The sequence below is a fragment of the Streptomyces ureilyticus genome (assembly GCF_011045025.1).
Classification (GTDB): domain Bacteria; phylum Actinomycetota; class Actinomycetes; order Streptomycetales; family Streptomycetaceae; genus Streptomyces; species Streptomyces ureilyticus.
The window spans coordinates 1-22,552 of record NZ_JAAKZX010000160.1; the positions used below are offsets into that span (position 1 = coordinate 1).

Consider the following 22,552-nt stretch of genomic DNA (forward strand, 5'->3'; position numbering starts at 1 on the left):
CCCCCGAGCCTCCGTCAGCGCCCCCGCCGACTCCGCCTCTTGGTGGGGTCGGCCAAGAAGCAAGCGCGTACCCCAGGTAATACTTGTGGGTAGCAACGTCTGGCCGCAGGTCAACGACCGCTCTACGGTGCTCACATGCCGAACCTGCCCGATGTCGTGCTGTGGTCGATACCCGCGTTTGTGTTGCTCGCCGTTGTCGAAATGGTGAGTGTCCGGATCCATCCGGCCGCCGAAGGGGCTGCCGCGGGGTACGAGGCGAAGGACGCCGTGACGAGTGTCTCCATGGGGCTGGGCAGTCTGGGTTTCGACCTGCTGTGGAAGATTCCGATCGTCGCCGTCTACACGGCCGTCTACGAACTGACGCCCCTGCGCGTGCCCGTCCTGTGGTGGACCGTCCCGCTGATGCTGCTCGCCCAGGACTTCTTCTACTACTGGTCGCATCGCGGACATCACGTCATCCGCATCCTGTGGGCCTGCCACGTGGTGCACCACTCCAGCCAGAAGTTCAACCTCACCACCGCACTCAGGCAGCCGTGGACGACCTGGACCGTCTGGCCGTTCTACGTGCCTCTCGTCGCCCTGGGGGTGCACCCGGCGGCGCTCGCGTTCTGCTCGTCCGCGAACCTCGTGTACCAGTTCTGGATCCACACCGAGCGCATCGGGAAGCTCCACCGCGCCTTCGAGTTCGTCTTCAACACGCCCTCGCACCACCGAGTCCACCACGCCTCCCAAGGGGGCTACCTGGACCGCAACTTCGGCGGGATCCTCATCGTCTGGGACCGGCTCTTCGGCTCGTTCGTCCCGGAGACCGAGCGGCCGGTGTACGGGCTGACGAAGAACATCGACACCTACAACCCCCTCCGCGTCGCCACGCACGAGTACGCCGCCATCGCCAGGGACCTGCGGGCGGCGGGCAGTTGGCGTGAGCGTGCGGGGCGGGTGTTCCGGGGGCCGGGCTGGCAACCGCCGGCGCCTGTCGGTGCCGAGGACGCCGGTGACGCGGTCTCGGAGACGGCCGCGGGGACGGTCGCGTGAGCCCAGGTCGCGCCGAGCGGCACGCGCGCGTGGCGCTCGGCGCCTTCGGTGTCGTCACCGTCGTCGATCTTGTCTGCCTGGTGGCCGGTTCCGGCCTCGGGCACGCCCTCGCCAAGCCGCTGCTGATGCCGCTGCTCGCCGCCCATGTGGGCCTGCGCGGCGGGCCTCGACTCCTTGTGGTCGCGCTCCTCTTCGGCTGGGGAGGCGACGTGCTCCTGTTGTTCGACGTGGACGCGGCGTTCCTCGCCGGGATGGGGTCTTTCGCGGCCGGGCATGTCTGCTACCTGGTGCTCTTTGAGAAACACGCCTTCATAGGGCACGACGCGGAAAACGGGGCTCCACGCGCGCGTGCCGCCTGGCCGACGGCCGGTTACGGCGTCGCCCTCGTCACGACCATGGCGCTCCTCTGGCCGGACCTGCCTCCAGAACTGCGCGTCCCCGTCGCCGGCTACAGCGTTCTGCTCACGGCCATGGCATACCGGGCAACCCGACTCGGCCTCACCGCGGGCCTCGGCGGCGCCCTCTTCTTGCTCTCGGACACGCTCATCGCGACCGGAGTCGCCGAGTGGCCGCAGCTGCCTCGGCCGGAGCTCTGGATCATGGCCACCTATCTGGCCGCGCAACTCCTGCTGGTGCGCGGGGTGATGGGAGTCGCCCAGCGCACGGCTCCCACGGCCCTGGTCACCGACTGACGCCCGTCACCAGCGAATCGGCACCGGCAGCGCCGTAAGCACGGCGGACACCGTGACCACCGCCCCCAGGGCGACGACTTCGGCACGGGCGGGGGAGTAGGCGGTCAGCGGATCGGCAGCCCTGCGCAGACGCCGGCGTGCGCACAAGGCGAGGACGGCGACGGCGGCCACGACGAGCAACTTGGCGAGCAGGACGCGCCCGTAGGCCGTCGTCGTCAGCTGTTCCAGGACCGTGCCGGCCGGCATCCGGCGCAGGGTGCTGCCCACGCCCGTCATGGTGATCGCGGCGAACAGAACGGCCGCCACGCGCGCGTAGAGCCCGAGAAGCGCGGCACCCGCCTCCGGGTCGCGCCAGCGCCGCAGCAGGCGCAGGACGTGCAGCAGGCCGCCCGTCCACAGGGCCGCACACGTCACATGAACGAGCGTCAGGCCCGAGCCGAGGAGCGGGCTGTACTCCGTGATGGGATGGGCCCGCAGCGCCTCCGCGACGGCCACCGCGGCGAGCGGCAATACCTGGTTCGCGGGTCGGCGCGACAGGGCGCACAGGCCCGCCACGACGAACGCGTTGACCTCCAGGAGCGCGAGCATGCCGTCACGGGTCTCGTAGAGGCCGCCGATGTCCATGTCGGAGAGGCGGCGCGGCACCAGGTTGCCGGTGGCCACCACCGAGGCGAGGCACAGCGCGGCCACGAAGCCGGCGGCCGCCGCGACGGGCGCCCAGCTGCGGGGCGTGTCGTCCAAAGGTGCCCCCGGCACGCGGCGGGCCAGCCGGGCGGCGAACAGTTCGCCCGCCGAGACGCACACCGCCGCGAGCAGGACCGTACGCAGCAGGGCGATCCCCCCGTCGGCGGGCACGGCTGCCTCACCTGTCCCCCGCAGGGCGAGGGGCGGCCCGAGCAGCGGGATCAACGCGGCAAGGCTCACCAGGACGAGAACGGCGACGGCCCGCCGCCCCCCGGCCACGCTCACCCGGGCGGCGCCCACCTCACCGCCCGAGTCGGCACTCGGTCTTATCGAACTCACCTCAGGATCTTCACCAGTCATCCAGATCCGGGCAAGCCCTGGAGAACAACTGACGGAACAACTTTCCGCTCCTGGATACGCCGCCGACCGCCTGCGCGACTCAGGCCGGGCCCTGCGGAATCCCGCCGCTCAGGTCCACCGCGCGGCATCCGCACCCCACGGCCCCGGCGGCCGCGACCAGTCCTCGGGTCCACCGGTGAAGGACACCGGCGATCGGGCGTACTGCAGCCGCCCAAGCCCGCTGTCCGTCTCGCCGAGCCAGGGCGCGGGGCTGTCGTACGAAGCGTCCGCGGGCCCCTCGCCTCGTGCGACCCCGTTCACCAGCCACGACGCCGTCTGCGCCAGGGCCAGGCGCACGAACCGCGTTCCGCCCTCGTCCAACTGGTCAGTGACCGCGCGCAGTACGGCGGCGGCCAGCAGATACCCCGTGCCGTGGTCGAGGGCCTGGGCGGGCAGGGCGCCGGGCTTCTCCTCGGAGCCCTCCAGTGCCGCGATGCCCGTCGCCACCTGCACCAGGCTGTCGAAGCCGCGCCGCCCGCCCCACGGCCCGTACGCGCCCCACGCGGACAGTTGTGCCACCACGATGCCGGGCCTGCGCTTGGCCAGCGCCTCCGGCGTGAGCCCGAAGCGGTCCAGGGCTCCGGGGCGGTAGCCGGTGACGACGACGTCCGCCGAGGCGAGCAGTTCCTCGAAGTCGCCCCGGCCGGCCGTCAGATCGAGCGTGGCGGACCGTTTGCCGAAGCCCGTGTCCGCGTGCTGGTCGGCGAGTTCGGGCAGCCGTGGCGGGTCGATCCGCAGGACGTCCGCGCCGAGGAGCGCGAGGGTACGGGTGGCGACGGGCCCGGCGATGACGCGCGTGAGGTCGAGCACGCGCAGCCCTGCCGCGGGCAACAGCGGATCACCGTCGAGGGGCGCGAGGACGCGTACCCCCGAGGAAGCCGCCCGGTCCCGCTCCAGCAGCCCGCGCCCCGCCACGGCCGCGCCCTGCTGGTGCGCGGCCCACTCCTGGGCCGTACGCAGCGCCACGGCGAGCCCTCCGGCCGCGTACACCGAGCTCTCCATCTCCACGGCCGACCGCGCCGCGAGGCAGGCGCCCACGGCCTCGACGGATGCGTCCGAGGACAGCCCCAGAGCCCCGAGCAACCGCGCCCGATGGTGCGGGTAGTTCGCGTGCGTGCGCACCCACCCGTCCGCCGTGCGCCAGAACCGCGACAACGGCGCGAAGGTGACCGGCGCCCGCCCGTCCACGAGCAGATGCCGCTCACTCACGAACGCGGTGGCTACGGCTCCGTCATCGACCCGCACCGCGGGGACCTCCCGCCCGGTACGGCGCGCGCCGAGCTCGGCGGCCGCGAGCGCGCACGCGCCCACACAGCTCCGCGCCAACTCCCGTACCGGCAAGCGCGCGTCGAGCGCTCCGTCCCGTACGACGGTGGAGACCCGCGAGACCAGAGCGGGATCGCCGCCCAGCGCGGACCACAGGTACTCGATACCGGTCATGAGGAGATCCTGCCGTACAAAGACAGCCGGGCCGGACGGATCTCCCGCCCGGCCCGGAGCACCTCTACAGGCGTGCTACTTCGTCACCGCGTCCAGCGCGTCCACCATCCCCGCGCCGTAGAACCCGTTGCGGTTCTTGCCGCCCTCGCAGACCGCGTCGATCTTGCCGTCGCCGTCGATGTCGTACGGGTCGGTGCACGGTACGGCGTCGGCCTCCGCGTACAGGAGGGCCTTCACCAGTGCCGGCGGGGCGTACGGATGCGTCGACTTGATGAGTGCGGCCACGCCCGCGGCGTGCGGGGAGGCCATCGACGTACCGGCCATGTAGCCCCACTTGCCGCCGGGCACCGGGCCCAGGATGAGTCCGCTGGTGGCAGGCGGGGCCGGGGTCTGGTAGGCCGTCGAGTCGCCGCCGGGTGCGGCGATGTCGATGACGCCGAGTCCGTGGTTGGAGAAGGACGACTTGATGCCCTTCGCGCCTGTCGACGCGACCGTGACGATGCCCGGCAACTGGGTCGGGATGTCAAGGCACTTGGACGGGTCGATCACACGGTCCGACGGGGTGGAGTCGTTCGGCGAGACCGGGTCGGTGATCTCGTCGGCGGCGAGGTCGTAGTTCTCGTTGCCCGCCGCGGCGAGGTTGACCGCGCCCTTCCGCTCCGCGTACCGCGAGGCCCGGGTGACGGCTTCCACCAGGGCCTTCTGGTCCGGGTCGTTCTTGCAGTTGAAGTACCACGGGTCGGTGTAATAGCTGTTGTTGGTCACCTCGACGCCGTGCTCCGCCGCCCACATGAAGCCGCAGACGACGGCCTCCGTGTAGAAGAAGCCGTCCGGGTTGGACACCTTGATGCCGGAGACCTTCACGCCCGGGGCGACGCCCGTGACGCCGACGCCGTTCTTCGCGGCCGCGATCTCGCCTGCGACATGCGTGCCGTGCGGGCTCTCGGAAGCGCTCGGCCGCCACGCCCCGTCGGCCGTGTCCGGTTTGCCCGACACGCAGTTGACCGACGCGTCGCGATCGAAGTTCGGCGCGATGTCGGGATGCGTGTCGTCCACGCCGGTGTCGATCACGGCGACCGTGACGTTCCTGCTGCCCAGCGACTTCTCGTGCGCCTTGTCCGCCTTGATGGCGGGCAGGTCCCACTGCATCGGCTCCAACGGGTCCTGCCCGGGCGCCGCTTCGGCGTCCGCGACCTGCTCCGCGGTGAGCACCTTCGGGGTGCCGAGATCCGTCGTGGACTGCGCGGGCAGTGGCGCCGTACGCGTGGAGCCCGCCGACTCCACACCGCGCACCTTGCGGATGGTCTTCGCGAAGTCGGCGTTCGCCGAGTGGGCGACGATCACGCCGATCTTGTCGTACGACGTCACGACGGTGCCGCCGGCCTTGGTGATGGCCTTCTTCACGTAGGAGGAAGTGCCGTGACCGGGGCGGACGTTGACGACATAGCTGAGCGAGGTCGCCTTCGCCGAGAGGGCCGGGGACTGGGGCGCGTCGGCCCCGGCCGCAGAGCCCTCGGAAGCCGGGGCCGCCGCGGCGCCGGCGTTCGGCAGGAAGGCGAGAGCTGTCGCCATGGCCATTCCTAGCGGGATCGCTATGACGCGACGAGAGCGCGTATGAGGCGCTGTCATGGAGTCTCCAGTTCGTTCGGTGACGTACAGGCAGGCCTACAAGTAGGCCTGCCTAACGCTTACTTGACCGCCCGCAACGCGTTGACGACACCCCAGCCGTAGAAGCCGTTCACGCGCTTGCCGCCCTCGCAGGTGGCGTCCACGACACCGTCGCCGTCACCGTCGTAGTCGGTCGGGCAGGCCTGGCTGTCCGCCTGCGCCTTCATGAGCGCCTGGAGCTGGCCCGGAGTCGCCCACGGGTACTTGGACTTGAGCAGCGCGGCGACACCGGAGGCGTGCGGCGCCGCCATCGACGTGCCCTGCAGGTAGCCGTACTGGTTGTTCGGCATGGTGGACAGGATCCGGCCGTTCTTCGACGGGGTGTCCGGGATCTGATAGCGGTCTCCGCCCGGCGCCGCGATGTCGATGACGCCCTTGCCGTACGTGGAGTAGTACGACTTGGTGTTCTTGACGCCGGTCGCGCTGACCGTGACGATGCCCGGCAGCTGGGTCGGCACGTCGAAGCACTCGTGCGGGTCGATGGTGCGGGTGACCGGGGTCGAGTCGTCGGGGCTGGAGTCGTCGACGATCGCGTCCGAGTCGAGGTCGTGGTTGGAGTTGCCCGCGGAGGCGAGGTGCAGGGTGCCCTTCTTCGTGGCGTACTGCTGGGCCCGGTTCACCGCGTCGACGATGGCCCGCTGATCCGGGTCGTCCATGCAGTTGTAGAGCCACGGGTCCACGTAGTAGCTGTTGTTGGTGATCTCCACGCCGTGGTCGGCGGCGAACACGAAGGCGCAGACGACGCTCTCCGGGTAGAACAGGCCGTTCTTCCGGTCGGTGACGTTGATGCTGGAGACCTTCACGCCGGGCGCGACACCGGCCACGCCGACGTCGTTGCGGGCCGCGGCGATCTCACCGGCCACGTGCGTGCCGTGGTAGTCCTCCGCGGTGTACGGACGCCAGGCGCCCTCGCTGGTGTCCGCCACGCCGCCGTCGCAGTTGGCCGACTGGGAGGCGGAGAAGTTCGGGGCGAGGTCCGGGTGGGTGTCGTCAACTCCCGTGTCGATCACGGCGACCGTGACCTTCTTGCTGCCCGGGTTGATCTTCGCGGCCTTGTCGGCGCCCATCGCGCGCAGATCCCACTGGTCGGCCTCGAGCGGCTCCTCGGCGGCCGCGCTCCTGGCTTCGACCTTCGCGGCCTCGGCGGCCGACAGAAGCTGCGCCGCGCCCTCGTCCGTCGTCCCCGCCGGCGTCAGCGGCGAGGTGCGCGTAGCACCCGCGGACTGCACCCCGCGTACGGCACGAATCTGCTTGCCGAACTCCGGGTTCGCCGAGTGGACGACGATGACGCCGATCTTCTTGTACGTCGCGACAACCTTGCCGTCGGCCTTGGCTATCGCCTTCTTCACCCACTCGATCGTGCCGTGGTCCGTCTTCTTGGTGTTGACCACGTACGAGAGGTTCGGGGCCTCCTCCGCGGCAGCGGCGGGGGCGTCGGCCGGGGCGGCCGAGGCGACACCCGGCAGGAAGCCGAGCGAGGCGGTGAGGGACAGCACGAGCGGCACGGCTAGCGCAAGACGGCGTCTGGAGCGCAGATGAGCCATGGGATCTCCACATCATCCGGAAAAGGAACCGGCCCGAACACAGGTGGTGCCCGGGCAGGTACATGACTTGAGTGGTGCAGGGGCGAAGCTATCTCCCGTGATCCCTGGCCAGCAACGACTTACAGGAAATGACTTCCGAAAGTACGGCCGGGTGTTGAACCGGTCTTCGCGCCGCCCCGTGACCTTGGGCAGGGGCGAGAGGAACAGTGAGCCCCTGTTGGATCACGCCCGGGAGGCCCTAGCATCGCCACTCGGCCCACGTGATCCACACGTTCCGTGAGGTCACAAAAGAACCATGTCCATTGCCTGTTCGACCCTTTATCCCCGTCCGCCCGCTTCCGATTCGGACGCCGCAACCGCAACGCGAGGAGACTCCGTGGCTACCGACGCACCGCCCCCCTCGAAATCCCAGCCTCACCTCCCCACCACCGAGGAGTTCGTCGAGGTGCAGGAGAGCGCTGAGTTCGGTGAACTACGCCGCTCCCACCGCTCCTTCGCCTTCCCGCTGACCATCGGCTTCATCAGCTGGTACCTGCTGTACGTCCTGCTGTCGAACTACGCCGGCGGCTTCATGGGCACCAAGCTGTTCGGCAACATCAACGTCGCCCTCGTCTTCGGTCTCGCCCAGTTCCTCACCACGTTCCTCATCGCCTGGTGGTACGAGCGGCACTCCTCCGCCAAGCTCGACCCCAAGGCCCACGCGATCAAGTCCCGGATGGAGGGCGGCGAATGAGCCCCGCGTTCACTCAGGTCCAGCTCGCCGCGAGCGATATGCAGCTCGCGGCGAACGAGGCCAGCGAGCACCGGCCGCTGATCATCTCTCTGTTCGCGGCCTTCGTCATCGCCACCCTCTTCATCACCGTGTGGGCAGGCCGGCAGACCAAGGACGCCGCCGACTTCTACGCGGGCGGGCGGCAGTTCAGCGCCTTCCAGAACGGACTCGCCGTCTCCGGCGACTACATGTCCGCCGCGTCCTTCCTGGGCATCGCGGGCGCGATCGCCCTCTTCGGATACGACGGCTTCCTGTACTCCATCGGCTTCCTGGTCGCCTGGCTCGTGGCCCTGCTCCTGGTCGCCGAGCCGCTGCGCAACTCCGGCCGGTACACGATGGGCGACGTCCTCGCGTACCGCATGCGCCAGCGCCCGGTGCGTACCGCGGCCGGCACCTCCACGATCGTCGTGTCGATCTTCTACCTGCTGGCCCAGATGGCCGGCGCAGGCGTCCTCGTCTCGCTGCTGCTCGGCATCACCTCCGACGCCGGCAAGATCCTCATCGTCGCCCTCGTCGGCGTCCTGATGATCGTGTACGTCTCCATCGGCGGCATGAAGGGCACCACCTGGGTCCAGATGGTCAAGGCCGTGCTGCTCATCAGCGGCACCATCCTGATCACTTTCCTGGTGCTGCTGAAGTTCAACTTCAACATCTCCGACCTGCTCGGCACGGCGGCTGAGAACAGCGGCAAGGGCGCCGCCTTCCTGGAGCCCGGCCTCCAGTACGGCGCGACCGGCACCACCAAGCTGGACTTCATCTCGCTCGGCATCGCCCTGGTGCTCGGCACCGCCGGCCTGCCGCACATCCTGATCCGCTTCTACACCGTGCCCAACGCCAAGGCCGCCCGGAAGTCCGTGAACTGGGCGATCGGCATCATCGGCGGCTTCTACCTGATGACCATCGCGCTCGGCTTCGGCGCCGCCGCGCTCATCTCGCAAGAAGAGATCATCGCGTCCAACAAGTCCGGAAACACAGCGGCGCCCCTGCTCGCTCTGCACCTGGGCGGCGTCGACTCGGCCTGGGGCGCGATCCTGCTCGCCACGATCTCCGCGGTGGCCTTCGCGACGATCCTCGCCGTGGTCGCCGGCCTCACCCTCGCCTCGTCCTCCTCGTTCGCCCACGACATCTACGCGAACGTCATCAAGAAGGGCAAGGCCACCGAGAAGGAGGAGGTCAGGGCCGCCCGTCTGGCGACCATCGGTATCGGCGCCGTCTCCATCCTCCTGGGTTCCCTCGCCCGCGACCTGAACGTCGCCGGCCTCGTCGCCCTCGCCTTCGCGGTCGCCGCCTCCGCCAACCTGCCGACGATCCTCTACAGCCTGTTCTGGAAGCGGTTCACCACCCAGGGCGCCCTGTGGTCGATCTACGGCGGTCTGATCGTGGCCGTCGGCCTGGTGCTGTTCTCGCCCGTCGTCTCCGGCGACCCCACGGCGATGTTCCCCGACGTCGACTTCGCCTGGTTCCCGCTGAAGAACCCGGGCATCATCTCCATCCCGTTCGGCTTCCTGATGGGCTGGCTCGGCACCATCCTGTCCAAGGAGGAGCCGGACACCGGCAAGTACGCCGAGCTGGAGGTGCGCTCCCTCACCGGTACCGGGGCCCACTGAGGCTCCCTGCCATCCGCGGCCGCGCCGTAGTCCCCTGGACGTTCTACGGCGCGGCCGCGCCATGTCTCGTGGTCTTGTGTGATCCGCTTGCCGATCCCCGGCCCCCGTTGTCGGTCCTGTCACGTAGGCTCGCTGGTAACGATTCATACGAATGGTTGTTCTGAGTTCTTGTTCTGAGTGCTTGTTCGTACGAGTGGAGGGGGCCCCACGTGCTCATCGACACCTATGGCCGTGTGGCCACCGATCTGCGTGTGTCGCTGACGGACCGCTGCAATCTGCGGTGCACGTACTGCATGCCCGAAGAGGGCCTGCAGTGGCTCGCCAAGCCCGACCTGCTCACGGACGACGAGATCGTCCGCCTCATCGACATAGCCGTACGGCAGTTGGGCATCACTGAGGTCCGCTTCACCGGCGGCGAGCCCCTGCTGCGCCCAGGCCTCGTCGGCATCGTGGAGCGGGTGGCCGCGCTCGAGCCGCGTCCCCAGATGTCCCTGACCACCAACGGCATCGGCCTCAAGCGCACGGCGCCTGCCCTGAAGGCGGCGGGCCTGGACCGGGTGAACGTCTCCCTGGACACACTGCGCCCCGACGTTTTCAAGACCCTCACCCGCCGCGATCGCCACAAGGACGTCATCGAGGGCCTGGAAGCCGCCCGCGAGGCGGGCCTGAACCCGGTCAAGGTCAACACCGTCCTGATGCCGGGGCTGAACGACGACGAGGCCCCGGACCTGCTGGCCTGGGCCGTGGAGCACGACTACGAACTGCGCTTCATAGAGCAGATGCCCCTGGACGCCCAGCACGGCTGGAAGCGCGAGGGCATGGTCACCGCCGGCGACATCCTCACCTCGCTGCGCACCCGCTTCGAGCTCACCGAGGAGGGCTCCCAGAAGCGGGGCTCGGCCCCCGCCGAGCGCTGGCTCGTCGACGGCGGCCCGCATGTCGTCGGCGTGATCGCCTCCGTCACCCGCCCGTTCTGCTCGGCCTGCGACCGTACGCGGCTCACGGCCGACGGCCAGGTCCGCACCTGCCTCTTCGCCCAGGAGGAGACCGACCTGCGGGCCGCCCTGCGCTCGGAGGCACCGGACGAGGAGATCGCCCGCATATGGAAGCTGGCGATGTGGGGGAAGAAGGCGGGGGCGGGCCTGGACGACCCGTCGTTCGTACAGCCGCAGCGACCGATGTCGGCGATCGGAGGCTAGGACTTCCTCTGAGCCTCCGGGGACTCCGGGGACTTCAGGGCTAAGCCTCCGGGGACTGCGGTGGCTCCTGACGTTCCAGCGGTTCCTGGGACTCCCAGTCCTCCAGGAGTACGACGTCCTTCAAGAAGCCGCGTACGCCGAGGAACTTGGACAGGTACTCGCGGTGCTCCTCGCACGCCAGCCAGGTCTTGCGTCGGTCCGGGGTGTGCAGCTTCGGGTTGTTCCAGGCGAGCACCCACACCGCGTCGGCCCGGCAGCCCTTGGCGGAGCAGATGGGCGAGGCGGGTTCGGAGCCGGGAACGTTCAGGATCACGCCCCCGACCCTAAACCCTTGTGGCATCGCCACCGTTACGGCATCTCGATGCCGGCGCCCGGTCCCAGCGGCAGGTCGAACACGTAGAAGATCCCGAGCACGGCCAGCCACGCCACCAGGAACGGCACCACATAGATCGCGAGCCGCGACATCAGCGTGCCCAGCTGCGCCCCCGGCTCGTACCTCCGCATCAGCGCGAGGGACAGGAACAGATAGGGATTCAGCGGCGTGATCATCTGCGTCGCCGAGTCGGCGATCCGGAACGCCGCCAGGGTCAGTGCCGGGGACATGCCGATCAGCATGAACGTCGGCACGAAGACGGGCGCCATCAGCGACCACAGTGCGGAACCGGACGAGATCAGCATGTTCAGCACGGTCACCACCAGCACGAACAGCACCAGTGCGAGGAAGCCGGTGAGCCCCGCCGACTCCAGCAGCGCCGCGCATTTCACCGCCAGCAGGGTGCCGACGTTCGACCAGTTGAAGACCGCGATGAACTGTGCGATGACGAGGATCAGCACGATGTAGCCGGACATCGAGGTGATCGACTCGCCCATCATCTTCGGTACGTCGTTCTTGTGCGTCACCGTGCGCGCAGCGACCCCGTACACCACGCCCGCGATCACGAACGCGCCGAACAACAGCGGCACGATGCCGCTGAGCACCGGCGACGGGATGAGCGCTCCGCCCTCGCCGCGCAGCGGGCTGCCCGGCAGCAGCCAGGCGACGAGGACCACGGCCGTGTACACACCGACCGCCGCGGCGGACAGCAGCAGCCCGCGCCGCTGCTCCTTGCTGATCTCGGCCGTCAGGGGCTCTGCGTCCCCCGAGGAGCCGTCGCCCGAGGATCCGTCACCGGTGGGCGCCGGCAGTCGCGGCTCCAGCACGCGCGCGGTCAGGAAACCGCCGATGAGTGCGAGCACCACACTGGCCGAGGCGGTGAAGAAGTAGTTGACCAGCAGATGCGTGGGCGCTTCCTGCCCCATCGGCAGCGCGGCGGCGACCTTCTCGGTGATGCCCGCGTACAGCGCGTCCAGGGCACCCACCGTGAAGCCCGCCGAATAGCCCGCGCAGACACAGGCGAAGGCGCCGACGAGCCCCGCCACCGGGTTGCGTCCGGCCGCCCTGAACGCGAGCGCGGCCAGCGGCGGAATCACCAGGATCGCGATGTCGCTCATCACATGGCCCTGGCAGGCCACGAACGCCACCACATAGGGCAGCAGCCGCGCGGGAGCCCGGGCGATGGTCGCTTTGACCGCCGTCTCCAGCAGGCCCGTTCGCTCGGCGACACCGACGGCCATCATCATCAGCAGGACCGTGCCCAGCGGCGGGAATCCCGTGAAGTTGGTGAGCGCGTTCTCCAGGAGCCAGCTGATCCCCTCCCCGGTCAACAGCCCGTTGATCGCGAGGCGTTGGTCCGAACCCGGGACCGTCACCCCGGCGTCCGTCCACGCCAGCACGGTGGACGTCACCGCGAGGACCACGAAGAGGACGCCGAACAGGTAGAAGGGGTGGGGGAGTCGGTTGCCGAGGCGCTCCAAGGCGCCCATGAGCCGGTCGAGTCTGCTGTTGCCGGGCGCGGGGGCCGGCGGAGTGAGGGTGTCCTGCACGACGGTCGCCTTTCGGAGGGTTCATTCGGTGAGCGTGTCCTTGCGTACGACGCCCTGCTGGATCACGCACCGAATGTGTGTCGGCTCGGCCAGCAGGGAGATGTCGGCCACCGGATCGCCGTCGCACACGACGATGTCGGCGGCCTTGCCGGGCTCCAACGTCCCCAACCGCTCGCCCAGACCCAGCAGTTCGGCGGCCACGCGGGTACCGGCCGCGATCGCGTCCATCGGGGACATCCCGAGCGAGACGAGGTGCGTCAGCTCGCGAAGGTTCTGGCCGTGCGGACAGATGGCGGCATCCGTCCCCATCGCGATGCGCAGCCCGTCCGCGATCGCGGCGGAGATGTTCTCCTTGGTGATCCCGGACCAGCGCATCTTCTTCGCGTAGTGGTAGGGCGCCATGGTCGACTTGTCGATGCCGTCGAAGACCGTCGACAGCGTCGGTACGACGAACACGTCCCGTTCTCCGGCCAGTTCACGCGCTTCGGGGTCGAGGCCGTACCCGTGCTCGATGCTGGTGACGCCTCCGCGGATCGCGTTGAGGATGCCGGCCGTGCCCTGCGCGTGCGCGGCCACCGGGCGTCCGCCGTGCCGGCGGACCTCGTCGACGACCGTGCGGATCTCGTCCTCGGTCAGCCCCTCGTCCTCCGGCTGGTCGTGCGGGCTGCCCATGCCGCCGGTCGCGCAGAGCTTGATGACATCGGCACCGTCCCGCAGCAGCCGCCGTACCGCCTTGCGCACCTCGTCAGCGGTGTCCGCGATCTCGCCCACACCACCGCTCACGTCGATGCCCGAGGGAGTGGTGAAGTCGGCGTGCCCGCCGGTGTGTCCGATGATGCGGACGGCGGTGTGCAGCCGGGGGCCCTCGATCAGGCCTTCGGCCACCGAGGTACGGAACCCGGCGGGCAGCCCGCCCAGGTCGCGCGCGGTGGTCACCCCGGCATGCAGCGTCCGGCGCAGCCGCTCGGCGGTCCGGAAGGTCTCCACGGTCGGATCGGCGGCGAACCGGGTGCTCAGCTCCTGGCCGCTCTCCATGCCGAAGTGCACATGGCAGTCGATAAAGCCGGGCAGCACCGTCCGGCCCGCCACATCCACGACACGGATGCCCTCGTCGGTGCCGGGAGCACCCTGTGCGGGACCCGCGTAGACGAGATCGCCCTGCTCGTCCGCTACGACCACTCCGTCGCTCAGGGGCGCCCGTCCGGTCCCGTCCACGATGCGGGCGTTGACGATCTTCAAGGGGGAGGCCACGAGTACTGCTCCTCATGCTCGGCTCTTGGAGTGGGTAGCCTTCGGCAACCGCGCAACGCCGCCGTCAATTCGCAGGAATCAGTCAGTGAGGCATCTGAAATGCAGGAATTGGGCGAGCTTGATCTCGCCATCGTCAACGCCCTGCAGATCCAGCCCCGCGCCCCCTGGGCCCTGGTCGGCCAGGCACTCGGCGTGGACGCGGTCACCGCCACCCGCCGCTGGAAGCGGCTCACGGACAGCGGCGCTGCCTGGGTGGACGGTTATCTGGTTCCGACGGCCGACGGCCGGGTCCTGGCCCAGGTCGAGATCGTCACCGAGGCGGCGCAGGCATCCCGGGTCGCCCAGCTCCTCGCGTATGACGTCCAGACGATGAGCGTGAAACAGACCTCCGGGGCCCGCGACATCCTCGCCATCGTGTGGGCGTATGACCTCGACGGCCTCGTCGACTACATCGGTGAGCGCATCGCACTCTGCCCCGGCGTGCGCTCGACGCGCTCCCACGTCGTCACCGCCGCTCCCTTCGAGGGCAGCCGCTGGCGGCTGCGCAGCCTCTCCGCCGACCAGCGCGCCCTGCTCCGCCCGCCCGAGCGGCAGCCGTCCCCCGCCGAGCCGCTGCGCCCTCTCGACCGGCGCATCGTCGTGGCCCTCGGCGAGGACGGCCGGATGCCCCTCAAGCAGCTCGCCGAGCGCACGAGCACGAGCGTCGCCACCGCACGCCGCCGTCTGAACCAGCTGCTCGCCGCCGGTCAGCTCGTCCTGCGTTGCAGCCTGGCGCGCCCGCTGACCGGCTGGCCCGTATCCGCCGTTTACTTCGCATCCGTACCGGCCGAACACCTGGAAGCGGCCTCGACCTCACTGCGTACGCTGCCGGAACTGCGACTTTGTGCGATCACGGCGGGCCCGCACAACCTGATCCTCGACGTATGGCTGCGTGGTGTCCACGACGTGCACCGGCTCGAAGCACACCTGGAGCAGGAGATGGCACATCTGCGGTTCCGGGTCGACGACCGAGCAGTGGTGCTGCGTACGGAGAAGAATGTGGGCCGCGTACTCGACCGGCGCGGCTACAGCGTGACGGCGGTGCCGATGGAGAAGAATCAGGAGAAGGACCGGGAGGAACCCCCGTGACAAAAGGCGACGCCGAGCAGCCACGGGGGGAGCTGCCCGGCGTCGGTCTGTCGCTCCGACGGGGGATGCGGAGCGCGTACGAAGTATGTCACGGGTAACCCGTCGCCCGGCACCGGAACAGCATGATTGATCTGAGCTTTTCTTGAGCTTGGTGCTGTGATGGCGTCCGGCCGCCACGGTCGGCGGTGGTCAGGTCCGCTCTTGCGGCTCGCCCTGGGCCCCGGCCGGGGAGTCGGCCGCGGCGTCTTCCGGGACGGATTCCGCCGCGTCGTCCGTACGCGGCTCCGTGAGCATCGGCCTGGTAGGCATGGTGACGAACGTCGAGGGCAGCGACGGGGCGTTCTCGCGGCCCGCGTTGGCGACCACCACGGCGATGTAGGGAAGGACGGCGCCGAGCACCAACGCGACGATGGCGACGTGCCGTTCGACGTTCCAGAGGGTGGCCGCGAGGATCACGGCGAGCGTACGGACGGACATCGAGATGACATAGCGGCGCTGCCTGGCCCGTATGTCGTCGGCGAGCCCCTGCCTGGCCCCGGTGATCCGGAAGACCTCGGCTTCGCTGTGCTTCCGCATCACGTTCCACCACCCGCCTGTATCGGACACGCACCGGCCCGTACGACCTCCACGTTACGCCGCGCGTGCGCCGCGTTCGAGACCGGGGCCCGTCCCGTCCGGGCGGTAGCCACTGCGCCGTACCGCGTATGGCCCCGCCCGGCATGCGTCGTACGACGGCCAGGCACAAGCTGGGCGAAATGCTCACGTAGAGCCGTACAGGAGGCAGCCATGGGCTGGTTGTGGGCGATCATCGTCGGGTTCGTGCTGGGTCTGCTGGCCAAGGCGATCATTCCGGGCAAGCAGCACAGCCCGCTCTGGCTGACCACGATCTTCGGGATGATCGGCGCCATCGTGGGCAACTCGATCGCCCGCGGCATCGGCATCGACGAGACCCGTGGCATCGACTGGGGCCGCCACGGCCTCCAACTGGCCGCCGCCGTCGTCATCGTCCTGTTCGGCGACATGCTGTACACGGCCGTACGGGGCGGCAAGGAGCGCAAGCAACGAGCGTGACGGGACGACGAAGGCTCGTACGACGAAGACGAAGACCGTACGACGAAGGGGGCGGCCGGTGGCCGCCCCCTTCACCGATGCATCGTGCTCAGCCGGGCTGCTCAGCCGCCCGTGACCTCCACGGCCGCGAGGTTCTTCTTGCCGCGCCGCAGCACCAGCCACCGCCCGTGCAGCAGGTCCTCCTTGGCGGGGACGGCGTCCTCGCCGGCGACCTTGGCGTTGTTCACGTACGCCCCGCCCTCCTTGACCGTCCGGCGTGCGGCCGACTTGCTGGCCACCAGGCCGACCTCGGCGAAGAGGTCCACCACCGGGCCCAGCTCGGTGACCTGGATGTGCGGCACCTCGGAGAGCGCCGCACTCAGCGTCGCCTCGTCCAGCTCAGCCAGCTCACCCTGGCCGAAGAGGGCGCGCGACGCGGCGATCACGGCGGCCGTCTGCTCGGCGCCGTGCACCAGCGTCGTCAGCTCCTCGGCCAGCGCCCGCTGGGCCGTACGGGCCTGCGGACGCTCCTCGGTGACCTTCTCCAGCTCCTCCAGCTCCTCGCGGGACTTGAAGGACAGGATGCGCATGTACGCCGAGATGTCCCGGTCGTCCGCGTTCAGCCAGAACTGGTAGAACGCGTACGGCGTCGTCATCTCGGGGTCCAGCCAGACGGCACCGCCCTCGGTCTTGCCGAACTTCGTGCCGTCCGCCTTGGTCATCAGCGGTGTCGCCATCGCGTGGGCCTCGGCATGCGGCTCCAGGCGGTGGATCAGGTCCAGGCCCGCCGTGAGGTTGCCCCACTGGTCACTGCCGCCCTGCTGGAGCGTGCAGCCGTACCTGCGGTAGAGCTCCAGGAAGTCCATGCCCTGGAGCAGCTGGTAGCTGAACTCCGTGTAACTGATGCCCTCCTCGGACTCCAGGCGCCGGGCGACCGAGTCCTTCGTGAGCATCTTGTTGACGCGGAAGTGCTTGCCGATGTCCCGCAGGAACTCGATGGCCGACATCCCGGCCGTCCAGTCCAGGTTGTTCACCATCACCGCGGCGTTCTCACCCTCGAAGGACAGGAACGGCTCGATCTGGCCGCGCAGCCGGTTGACCCAGTTCGCGACCGTCTCCGGATCGTTCAGCGTGCGCTCCGCCGTCGGGCGCGGGTCGCCGATCTGGCCGGTCGCCCCGCCCACCAGGGCCAGCGGGCGCAGGCCCGCCAGCTGAAGGCGGCGCATGGTGAGGACCTGCACCAGGTGGCCGACGTGCAGACTGGCCGCCGTCGGGTCGAAGCCGCAATAGAACGTGACGGGACCGTCCGCGAGCGCCTTGCGCAAAGCGTCCTCGTCAGTGGACAGGGCGATCAGCCCGCGCCACTTCAGCTCGTCGACGATGTCCGTCACGGTTCTCGTATCTCCTTGGATGATCTTCGGGCGGTCGAGTGACAGCCGACTACGAGGTTATACGTCCCGACTGACAGAGCCCACGGCATCAAGCGCCCCGGCCCCCAGGCCCTGACCGACGGACGTCATACGCCCTGACTGACGGAGCTCATATTGAAGTCGGGGATGCGCAGGGCGGGCATCGCGGCCCGGGTGAACCAGTCACTCCACTCCCTCGGCAGCGTCTTCTCCGTGCGCCCCGCCTCGGCCGCCCGGCCCAGCAGATCCACCGGCGACTCGTTGAACCTGAAGTTGTTCACCTCGCCCGTGACCTCGCCGTTCTCGACCAGGTAGACGCCGTCCCGGGTCAGCCCGGTCAGCAGCAGGGTGGCCGGGTCGACCTCGCGGATGTACCAGAGGCAGGTCAGCAGCAAGCCGCGCTCCGTCGCGGCCACCATCTCCTCGAGGGACTTCTCTTCCCCGCCGTCGAGGATCAGGTTGCCGATGGCGGGAGCCACCGGCAGTCCGGTCAGGCCCGCGCTGTGCCGGGAGCTGATCAGATGCGCCAGCTCGCCGGCCCGGATCCACTCGGTGGCCTGGAGGGGCAGCCCGTTGTCGAACACCGAGGAGTCGCCCCCGGAGGAGTGCGCGAGCTCGAAGGGCGTGCACTCCAGGCCCGGCTCGTTCGGGTCGCTGCGCAGCGTCAGGGGCAGCTCGGTGAGCTTCTCGCCGATGCGCGTACCGCCGCCGGGCTTGCTGAACACCGTCCGGCCCTCGGCCGCGTCCCGGGCCGACGACGACCACATCTGGTAGATCAGCAGATCCGCGACGGCGGTCGGCGGCAGCAGCGTCTCGTACCGCCCGGCCGGCAGCTCGACGCGCCGCTCCGCCCACCTCAGCCGTGTGGCCAGCTCCGCGTCAAGCGCCGCCGGGTCCACGTCCTTGAAGTCCCGCGTCGACCGCCCGGCCCACGCGGAGCGCGTACGGTCCGGCGACTTGGCGTTCAACTCCAGCGTTCCGTTCGGCTGGTCGTGCCGCAGACGCAGCCCCGTGGACGTACCGAGGTAGCTGGAGACGAGCTCGTGGTTGGCGAAGCCGTACAGCTCGCGTCCGCCCTCACGCGCGCGGGCGAACGATTCGCCGAGCGCCGGGGCGAAGTCCGCGAAGACGCCCGACGAGGTCTCGGCGGGCGCCTCCGTGAACTCGGGCGACTCGGCGACCCCCGTCACCAGCGGCTGAGCGTCCTCGGCCGGGCCCGCGCCCCGCGCCGCCGCCTCGGCGGCCCGGACCAGCGGCTCCAGCTCGTCCGCCGTCACCGCAGAGCGCGAGACGACCCCGGAGGCGGTGCCCTCCTTGCCGTCGACGGTCGCGATGACGGTCAGCGTGCGCCCGCGCGTGACCCCGTTCGTGGTGAGCGCGTTGCCCGCCCAGCGCAGATTGGCCGTCGAGTATTCGTCGGCGATCACGACGCAGCCGTCGGCCCGGGACAGCTCGAGGGCGCGCTCGACGATCTCGTGCGGCTTGTTCGTACGCGCGCTCATCGACCGGCCTCCTGCGTGGTGTTAAGGATGTTGACGCCCTTGAAGAGGGCCGACGGGCAGCCGTGCGAGACCGCAGCGACCTGGCCCGGCTGGGCCTTGCCGCAGTTGAAGGCACCGCCCAGGACGTACGTCTGCGGGCCGCCGACCGCGGCCATCGAGCCCCAGAAGTCGGTGGTCGTCGCCTGGTACGCGACATCCCGCAACTGGCCCGTGAGCCGCCCGTTCTCGATCTTGAAGAAGCGCTGTCCGGTGAACTGGAAGTTGTAGCGCTGCATGTCGATGGACCACGAGCGGTCGCCGACGACATAGATCCCGCGGTCGACACCGCTGATCAGATCCTCGGTGGAGAGCCCGCCGGGATCCGGCTGGAGCGACACGTTCGCCATGCGCTGCACCGGCACATGGCCGGGGGAGTCGGCGTACGCGCAGCCGTTGGACCGCTCGAAGCCGGTCAACTTCGCGATTCTGCGGTCGAGTTGATAGCCGACCAGCGTCCCGTCCTTGACCAGGTCCCAGGACTGCCCCGCGACGCCCTCGTCGTCGTACCCGATCGTCGCGAGCCCGTGCTCGGCGGTCCGGTCGCCCGTGACGTTCATCAGCTCGGAGCCGTACCGCAGCTTGCCCAGCTGGTCGAAGGTGGCGAAGGACGTCCCGGCGTACGCGGCCTCGTAGCCGAGCGCGCGGTCCAGTTCGGTGGCGTGTCCGATGGACTCGTGGATCGTCAGCCACAGGTTGGACGGGTCGACGACCAGGTCGTACACCCCCGCCTCGACGCTCGGCGCCCGCATCTTCTCGGCGAGCAGCTCCGGGATCCGCTCCAGCTCGGACTCCCAGTCCCAGCCGGTGCCCGTGAGGTACTCCCAGCCGCGCCCCACCGGCGGCGCGATCGTCCGCATGGAGTCGAACTCGCCGCTCGACTCGTCGACCGCGACGGCGGTGAGCTGCGGATGCAGCCGCACGCGCTGCTGTGTGGTGACGGTCCCCGTCGTATCGGCATAGAACTTGTTCTCGTGCACCGTCAGCAGCGAGGCGTCCACATGGCTGACCCCGTCGGCCGCGAGCAGCCGCGCACTCCAGTCCGTGAGCAGCCCCACCTTCTCGTCGTCCGGTACGGAGAAGGGGTCGATCTCGTACGAGGAGACCCAGGTCTTCTCGGCGTGCACGGGCTCATCGGCCAGCTCGACTCGCTCGTCCGAACCCGCCGCCTTGATCACCTGAGCCGACAGCTTCGCCATCGCCACGGCCTGCGAGGCGACCTTCGCGGCGGCGTCCATCGTCATGTCGACACCGGAAGCGAACCCCCAGGTCCCGCCGTGCACCACCCGCACCGCGAACCCCAGATCGGTCGTGTCCGACGACCCGGACGGCTTGCCATCCCTGAGCCGCCAGGCCGCGCTGCGCACCCGCTCGAACCGGAAGTCGGCATGCTCGGCGCCGAGCGCCCGGGCGCGGGCGAGCGCGGCATCGGCCAAGGACCTGAGCGGTAGTGCCGTAAAGGCTTCGTCGATGGAATGAGGCACGGAGGTCTCCCTGCTGTCGTCGCCCTGTCAGGTCCGATCATGTCGCGCCGAGGGGCCCGCGGCCACACGTTTCTGTAGGGATCCGACAGTGAGTCCCGTACGCCACTGTCGGTGCTCGATTCTCCGTAGGGGGAGCGGCAACGATAGGTTTTCGAGGTACCAGACCGGCTATCGAAAGGGTGATCCGTTGAGCCGCTCGGTTCTCGTCACCGGAGGAAACCGGGGCATCGGCCTCGCCATCGCCCGCGCTTTCGCCGACGCGGGCGACAAGGTCGCGATCACGTACCGCTCGGGGGAGCCACCGGAGGGGTTCCTCGCCGTCAAGTGCGACATCACCGACACCGAGCAGGTGGAGCAGGCCTACAAGGAGATCGAGGCCGAGCACGGTCCGGTCGAGGTGCTGATCGCCAACGCCGGCGTCACCAAGGACCAGCTGCTGATGCGTATGTCCGAGGAGGACTTCACGTCCGTCCTGGACACCAACCTGACCGGCACCTTCCGCGTCGTGAAGCGCGCCAACCGCGGCATGCTGCGCGCCAGGAAGGGCCGCGTCGTGCTGATCTCGTCGGTCGTCGGGCTGTACGGCGGTCCGGGCCAGGCCAACTACGCCGCCTCCAAGGCGGGCCTGGTCGGATTCGCGCGCTCCCTCGCCCGCGAACTGGGCTCGCGCAACATCACCTTCAACGTCGTCGCGCCCGGCTTCGTCGACACCGACATGACCAAGGTGCTCAGCGACGAACAGCGCGAGGGCATCGTGAAGCAGGTGCCGCTCGGCCGGTACGCGCAGCCCGAGGAGGTCGCCGCGACGGTGCGGTTCCTCGCCTCGGACGACGCCTCGTACATCACTGGAGCCGTCATCCCCGTAGACGGCGGACTGGGAATGGGTCACTGAACCATGAGCGGAATCCTCGAGGGCAAGCGCGTCCTGATCACCGGTGTGCTGATGGAGTCCTCCATCGCCTTCCACACCGCCAAGGTGGCCCAGGAGCAGGGCGCCGAGATCATCCTGACCGCGTTCCCGCGGCCCACGCTGACCGAGCGCATCGCCAAGAAGCTCCCCAAGCCGACCAAGGTCATCGAGCTCGACGTCACCAATGACGAGCACATGGGGCGCCTGGCCGACATCGTCGGCGAGGAGCTGGGCGGTCTCGACGGTGTCGTGCACTCCATCGGCTTCGCCCCGCAGGACGCCCTCGGCGGCAACTTCCTCAACACGCCGTTCGAGTCCGTCGCCACCGCGATGCACGTCTCGGCGTACTCCCTGAAGTCGCTGACCATGGCCTGCCTGCCGCTGATGCAGAACGGCGGCTCGGTCGTCGGCCTCACCTTCGACGCTCAGTACGCCTGGCCGCAGTACGACTGGATGGGCCCGGCCAAGGCCGCCCTGGAGGCCACCAGCCGCTATATGGCCCGTGACCTGGGCAAGCAGAACATCCGCTGCAACCTCATCTCCGCCGGCCCGCTCGCCTCCATGGCGGCCAAGTCCATCCCGGGCTTCAGCGAGCTGGCCTCCGTGTGGGACAACCGCTCGCCCCTGGAGTGGGACCTCAAGGACCCCGAGCCTGCCGGGCGCGGCGTCGTCGCGCTGCTCAGCGACTGGTTCCCGAAGACCACAGGCGAGATCATCCACGTGGACGGCGGTCTGCACGCGATCGGTGCGTGACGCTGCCGCTGTGGCTTGAGTGATGGTGACGGGTGAGGGCCCGCGCCCTGCCGGACAGTCGGCAGG

The 22,552-nt window shown here is 69.5% G+C and carries 20 protein-coding genes; 9 read left to right on the forward strand and 11 right to left on the reverse strand.

Annotation, left to right across the window (positions count from 1 at the left end):
- The first annotated feature begins 135 nt into the window (after positions 1-135).
- Both G6048_RS34845 and G6048_RS34850 read left to right on the forward strand, forming a co-directional pair.
- Positions 136-1,035: a sterol desaturase family protein gene (locus tag G6048_RS34845; protein ID WP_165343589.1), complete on the forward strand. Its 900-nt coding sequence runs from the start codon at positions 136-138 to the stop codon at positions 1,033-1,035.
- Entirely contained in the window at positions 1,032-1,727 is a 696-nt protein-coding gene (locus tag G6048_RS34850) for a lysoplasmalogenase (RefSeq protein WP_165343590.1), read from the forward strand. Before G6048_RS34845 ends, G6048_RS34850 begins: the two co-directional genes overlap by 4 nt.
- Before the next feature lie 6 nt (positions 1,728-1,733).
- On the opposite strand, the gene G6048_RS34855 is transcribed toward G6048_RS34850, so the two are convergent.
- The 4 genes from G6048_RS34855 to G6048_RS34870 all read right to left on the reverse strand — a co-directional run bounded on the left by G6048_RS34855 (position 1,734) and on the right by G6048_RS34870 (position 7,462).
- Positions 1,734-2,750, reverse strand: coding sequence for a CopD family protein (locus G6048_RS34855; RefSeq protein WP_408056202.1), 1,017 nt, complete (start codon positions 2,748-2,750; stop codon positions 1,734-1,736).
- A gap of 129 nt (positions 2,751-2,879) precedes the next feature.
- Entirely contained in the window at positions 2,880-4,250 is a 1,371-nt protein-coding gene (locus tag G6048_RS34860; protein ID WP_165343592.1) for a CoA transferase, read from the reverse strand.
- A gap of 75 nt (positions 4,251-4,325) precedes the next feature.
- Entirely contained in the window at positions 4,326-5,879 is a 1,554-nt protein-coding gene (locus G6048_RS34865; RefSeq protein ID WP_165343593.1) for a S8 family peptidase, read from the reverse strand.
- 59 nt (positions 5,880-5,938) lie between these two features.
- The gene (locus G6048_RS34870) at positions 5,939-7,462 is read right to left on the reverse strand and encodes a S8 family peptidase (protein ID WP_165343594.1); all 1,524 of its coding nucleotides are present in this window, start codon (positions 7,460-7,462) and stop codon (positions 5,939-5,941) included.
- Positions 7,463-7,838: 376 nt separating this feature from the next.
- Between G6048_RS34870 and G6048_RS34875 the strand changes: the two genes are divergently transcribed.
- The 3 genes from G6048_RS34875 (at position 7,839) to moaA (ending at position 11,040) form a co-directional block, all read left to right on the forward strand.
- Positions 7,839-8,195, forward strand: a complete 357-nt coding sequence (locus G6048_RS34875) for a DUF485 domain-containing protein (RefSeq protein ID WP_165343595.1) — start codon at positions 7,839-7,841, stop codon at positions 8,193-8,195.
- The gene (locus G6048_RS34880) at positions 8,192-9,841 is read left to right on the forward strand and encodes a solute symporter family protein (protein ID WP_165343596.1); all 1,650 of its coding nucleotides are present in this window, start codon (positions 8,192-8,194) and stop codon (positions 9,839-9,841) included. Before G6048_RS34875 ends, G6048_RS34880 begins: the two co-directional genes overlap by 4 nt.
- A 209-nt stretch (positions 9,842-10,050) precedes the next feature.
- Positions 10,051-11,040: a GTP 3',8-cyclase MoaA gene (gene moaA / locus G6048_RS34885; protein ID WP_165343597.1), complete on the forward strand. Its 990-nt coding sequence runs from the start codon at positions 10,051-10,053 to the stop codon at positions 11,038-11,040.
- A gap of 40 nt (positions 11,041-11,080) precedes the next feature.
- On the opposite strand, the gene G6048_RS34890 is transcribed toward moaA, so the two are convergent.
- From G6048_RS34890 to G6048_RS34900, 3 genes are read right to left on the reverse strand one after another with little or no spacing between them, the layout of a single operon-like run.
- A complete protein-coding gene (locus tag G6048_RS34890) occupies positions 11,081-11,380 on the reverse strand; it encodes a hypothetical protein (protein WP_165343598.1) in 300 nt (99 codons plus the stop codon).
- Between the two features lie 8 nt (positions 11,381-11,388).
- Positions 11,389-12,963, reverse strand: coding sequence for an AbgT family transporter (locus tag G6048_RS34895; RefSeq protein WP_408056203.1), 1,575 nt, complete (start codon positions 12,961-12,963; stop codon positions 11,389-11,391).
- Between the two features lie 21 nt (positions 12,964-12,984).
- On the reverse strand, positions 12,985-14,214 hold the full coding sequence (locus G6048_RS34900) for a metal-dependent hydrolase family protein (protein ID WP_328827869.1): 1,230 nt from the start codon (positions 14,212-14,214) through the stop codon (positions 12,985-12,987).
- Positions 14,215-14,313: 99 nt separating this feature from the next.
- Between G6048_RS34900 and G6048_RS34905 the strand changes: the two genes are divergently transcribed.
- Entirely contained in the window at positions 14,314-15,342 is a 1,029-nt protein-coding gene (locus G6048_RS34905; protein ID WP_165343599.1) for an Lrp/AsnC family transcriptional regulator, read from the forward strand.
- Between the two features lie 189 nt (positions 15,343-15,531).
- On the opposite strand, the gene G6048_RS34910 is transcribed toward G6048_RS34905, so the two are convergent.
- Entirely contained in the window at positions 15,532-15,918 is a 387-nt protein-coding gene (locus G6048_RS34910; RefSeq protein ID WP_165343600.1) for a DUF3099 domain-containing protein, read from the reverse strand.
- Positions 15,919-16,128: 210 nt separating this feature from the next.
- On the opposite strand from G6048_RS34910, the gene G6048_RS34915 reads away from it, so the two are divergent.
- Complete coding sequence (locus G6048_RS34915; RefSeq protein ID WP_165343601.1) at positions 16,129-16,413, forward strand: GlsB/YeaQ/YmgE family stress response membrane protein; 285 nt, start codon at positions 16,129-16,131, stop codon at positions 16,411-16,413.
- Positions 16,414-16,514: 101 nt separating this feature from the next.
- Here G6048_RS34915 and tyrS read toward each other — a convergent pair whose 3' ends face one another.
- From tyrS to G6048_RS34930, 3 genes are all read right to left on the reverse strand, one after another.
- Positions 16,515-17,783: a tyrosine--tRNA ligase gene (gene tyrS / locus G6048_RS34920; protein WP_165343602.1), complete on the reverse strand. Its 1,269-nt coding sequence runs from the start codon at positions 17,781-17,783 to the stop codon at positions 16,515-16,517.
- A gap of 125 nt (positions 17,784-17,908) precedes the next feature.
- Positions 17,909-19,303 (reverse strand): metallopeptidase TldD-related protein, encoded by a 1,395-nt coding sequence (locus G6048_RS34925; RefSeq protein WP_165343603.1) that lies wholly within the window; start codon positions 19,301-19,303, stop codon positions 17,909-17,911.
- Positions 19,300-20,823, reverse strand: a complete 1,524-nt coding sequence (locus G6048_RS34930; RefSeq protein WP_165343604.1) for a TldD/PmbA family protein — start codon at positions 20,821-20,823, stop codon at positions 19,300-19,302. Before G6048_RS34930 ends, G6048_RS34925 begins: the two co-directional genes overlap by 4 nt.
- A gap of 187 nt (positions 20,824-21,010) precedes the next feature.
- Here G6048_RS34930 and fabG point away from each other — a divergent pair, with 187 nt between their 5' ends.
- Both fabG and fabI read left to right on the forward strand, forming a co-directional pair.
- Entirely contained in the window at positions 21,011-21,715 is a 705-nt protein-coding gene (gene fabG / locus G6048_RS34935; RefSeq protein ID WP_165343605.1) for a 3-oxoacyl-[acyl-carrier-protein] reductase, read from the forward strand.
- Between the two features lie 3 nt (positions 21,716-21,718).
- Entirely contained in the window at positions 21,719-22,486 is a 768-nt protein-coding gene (gene fabI / locus G6048_RS34940; protein ID WP_165343606.1) for an enoyl-ACP reductase FabI, read from the forward strand.
- Positions 22,487-22,552 lie beyond the last annotated feature (66 nt).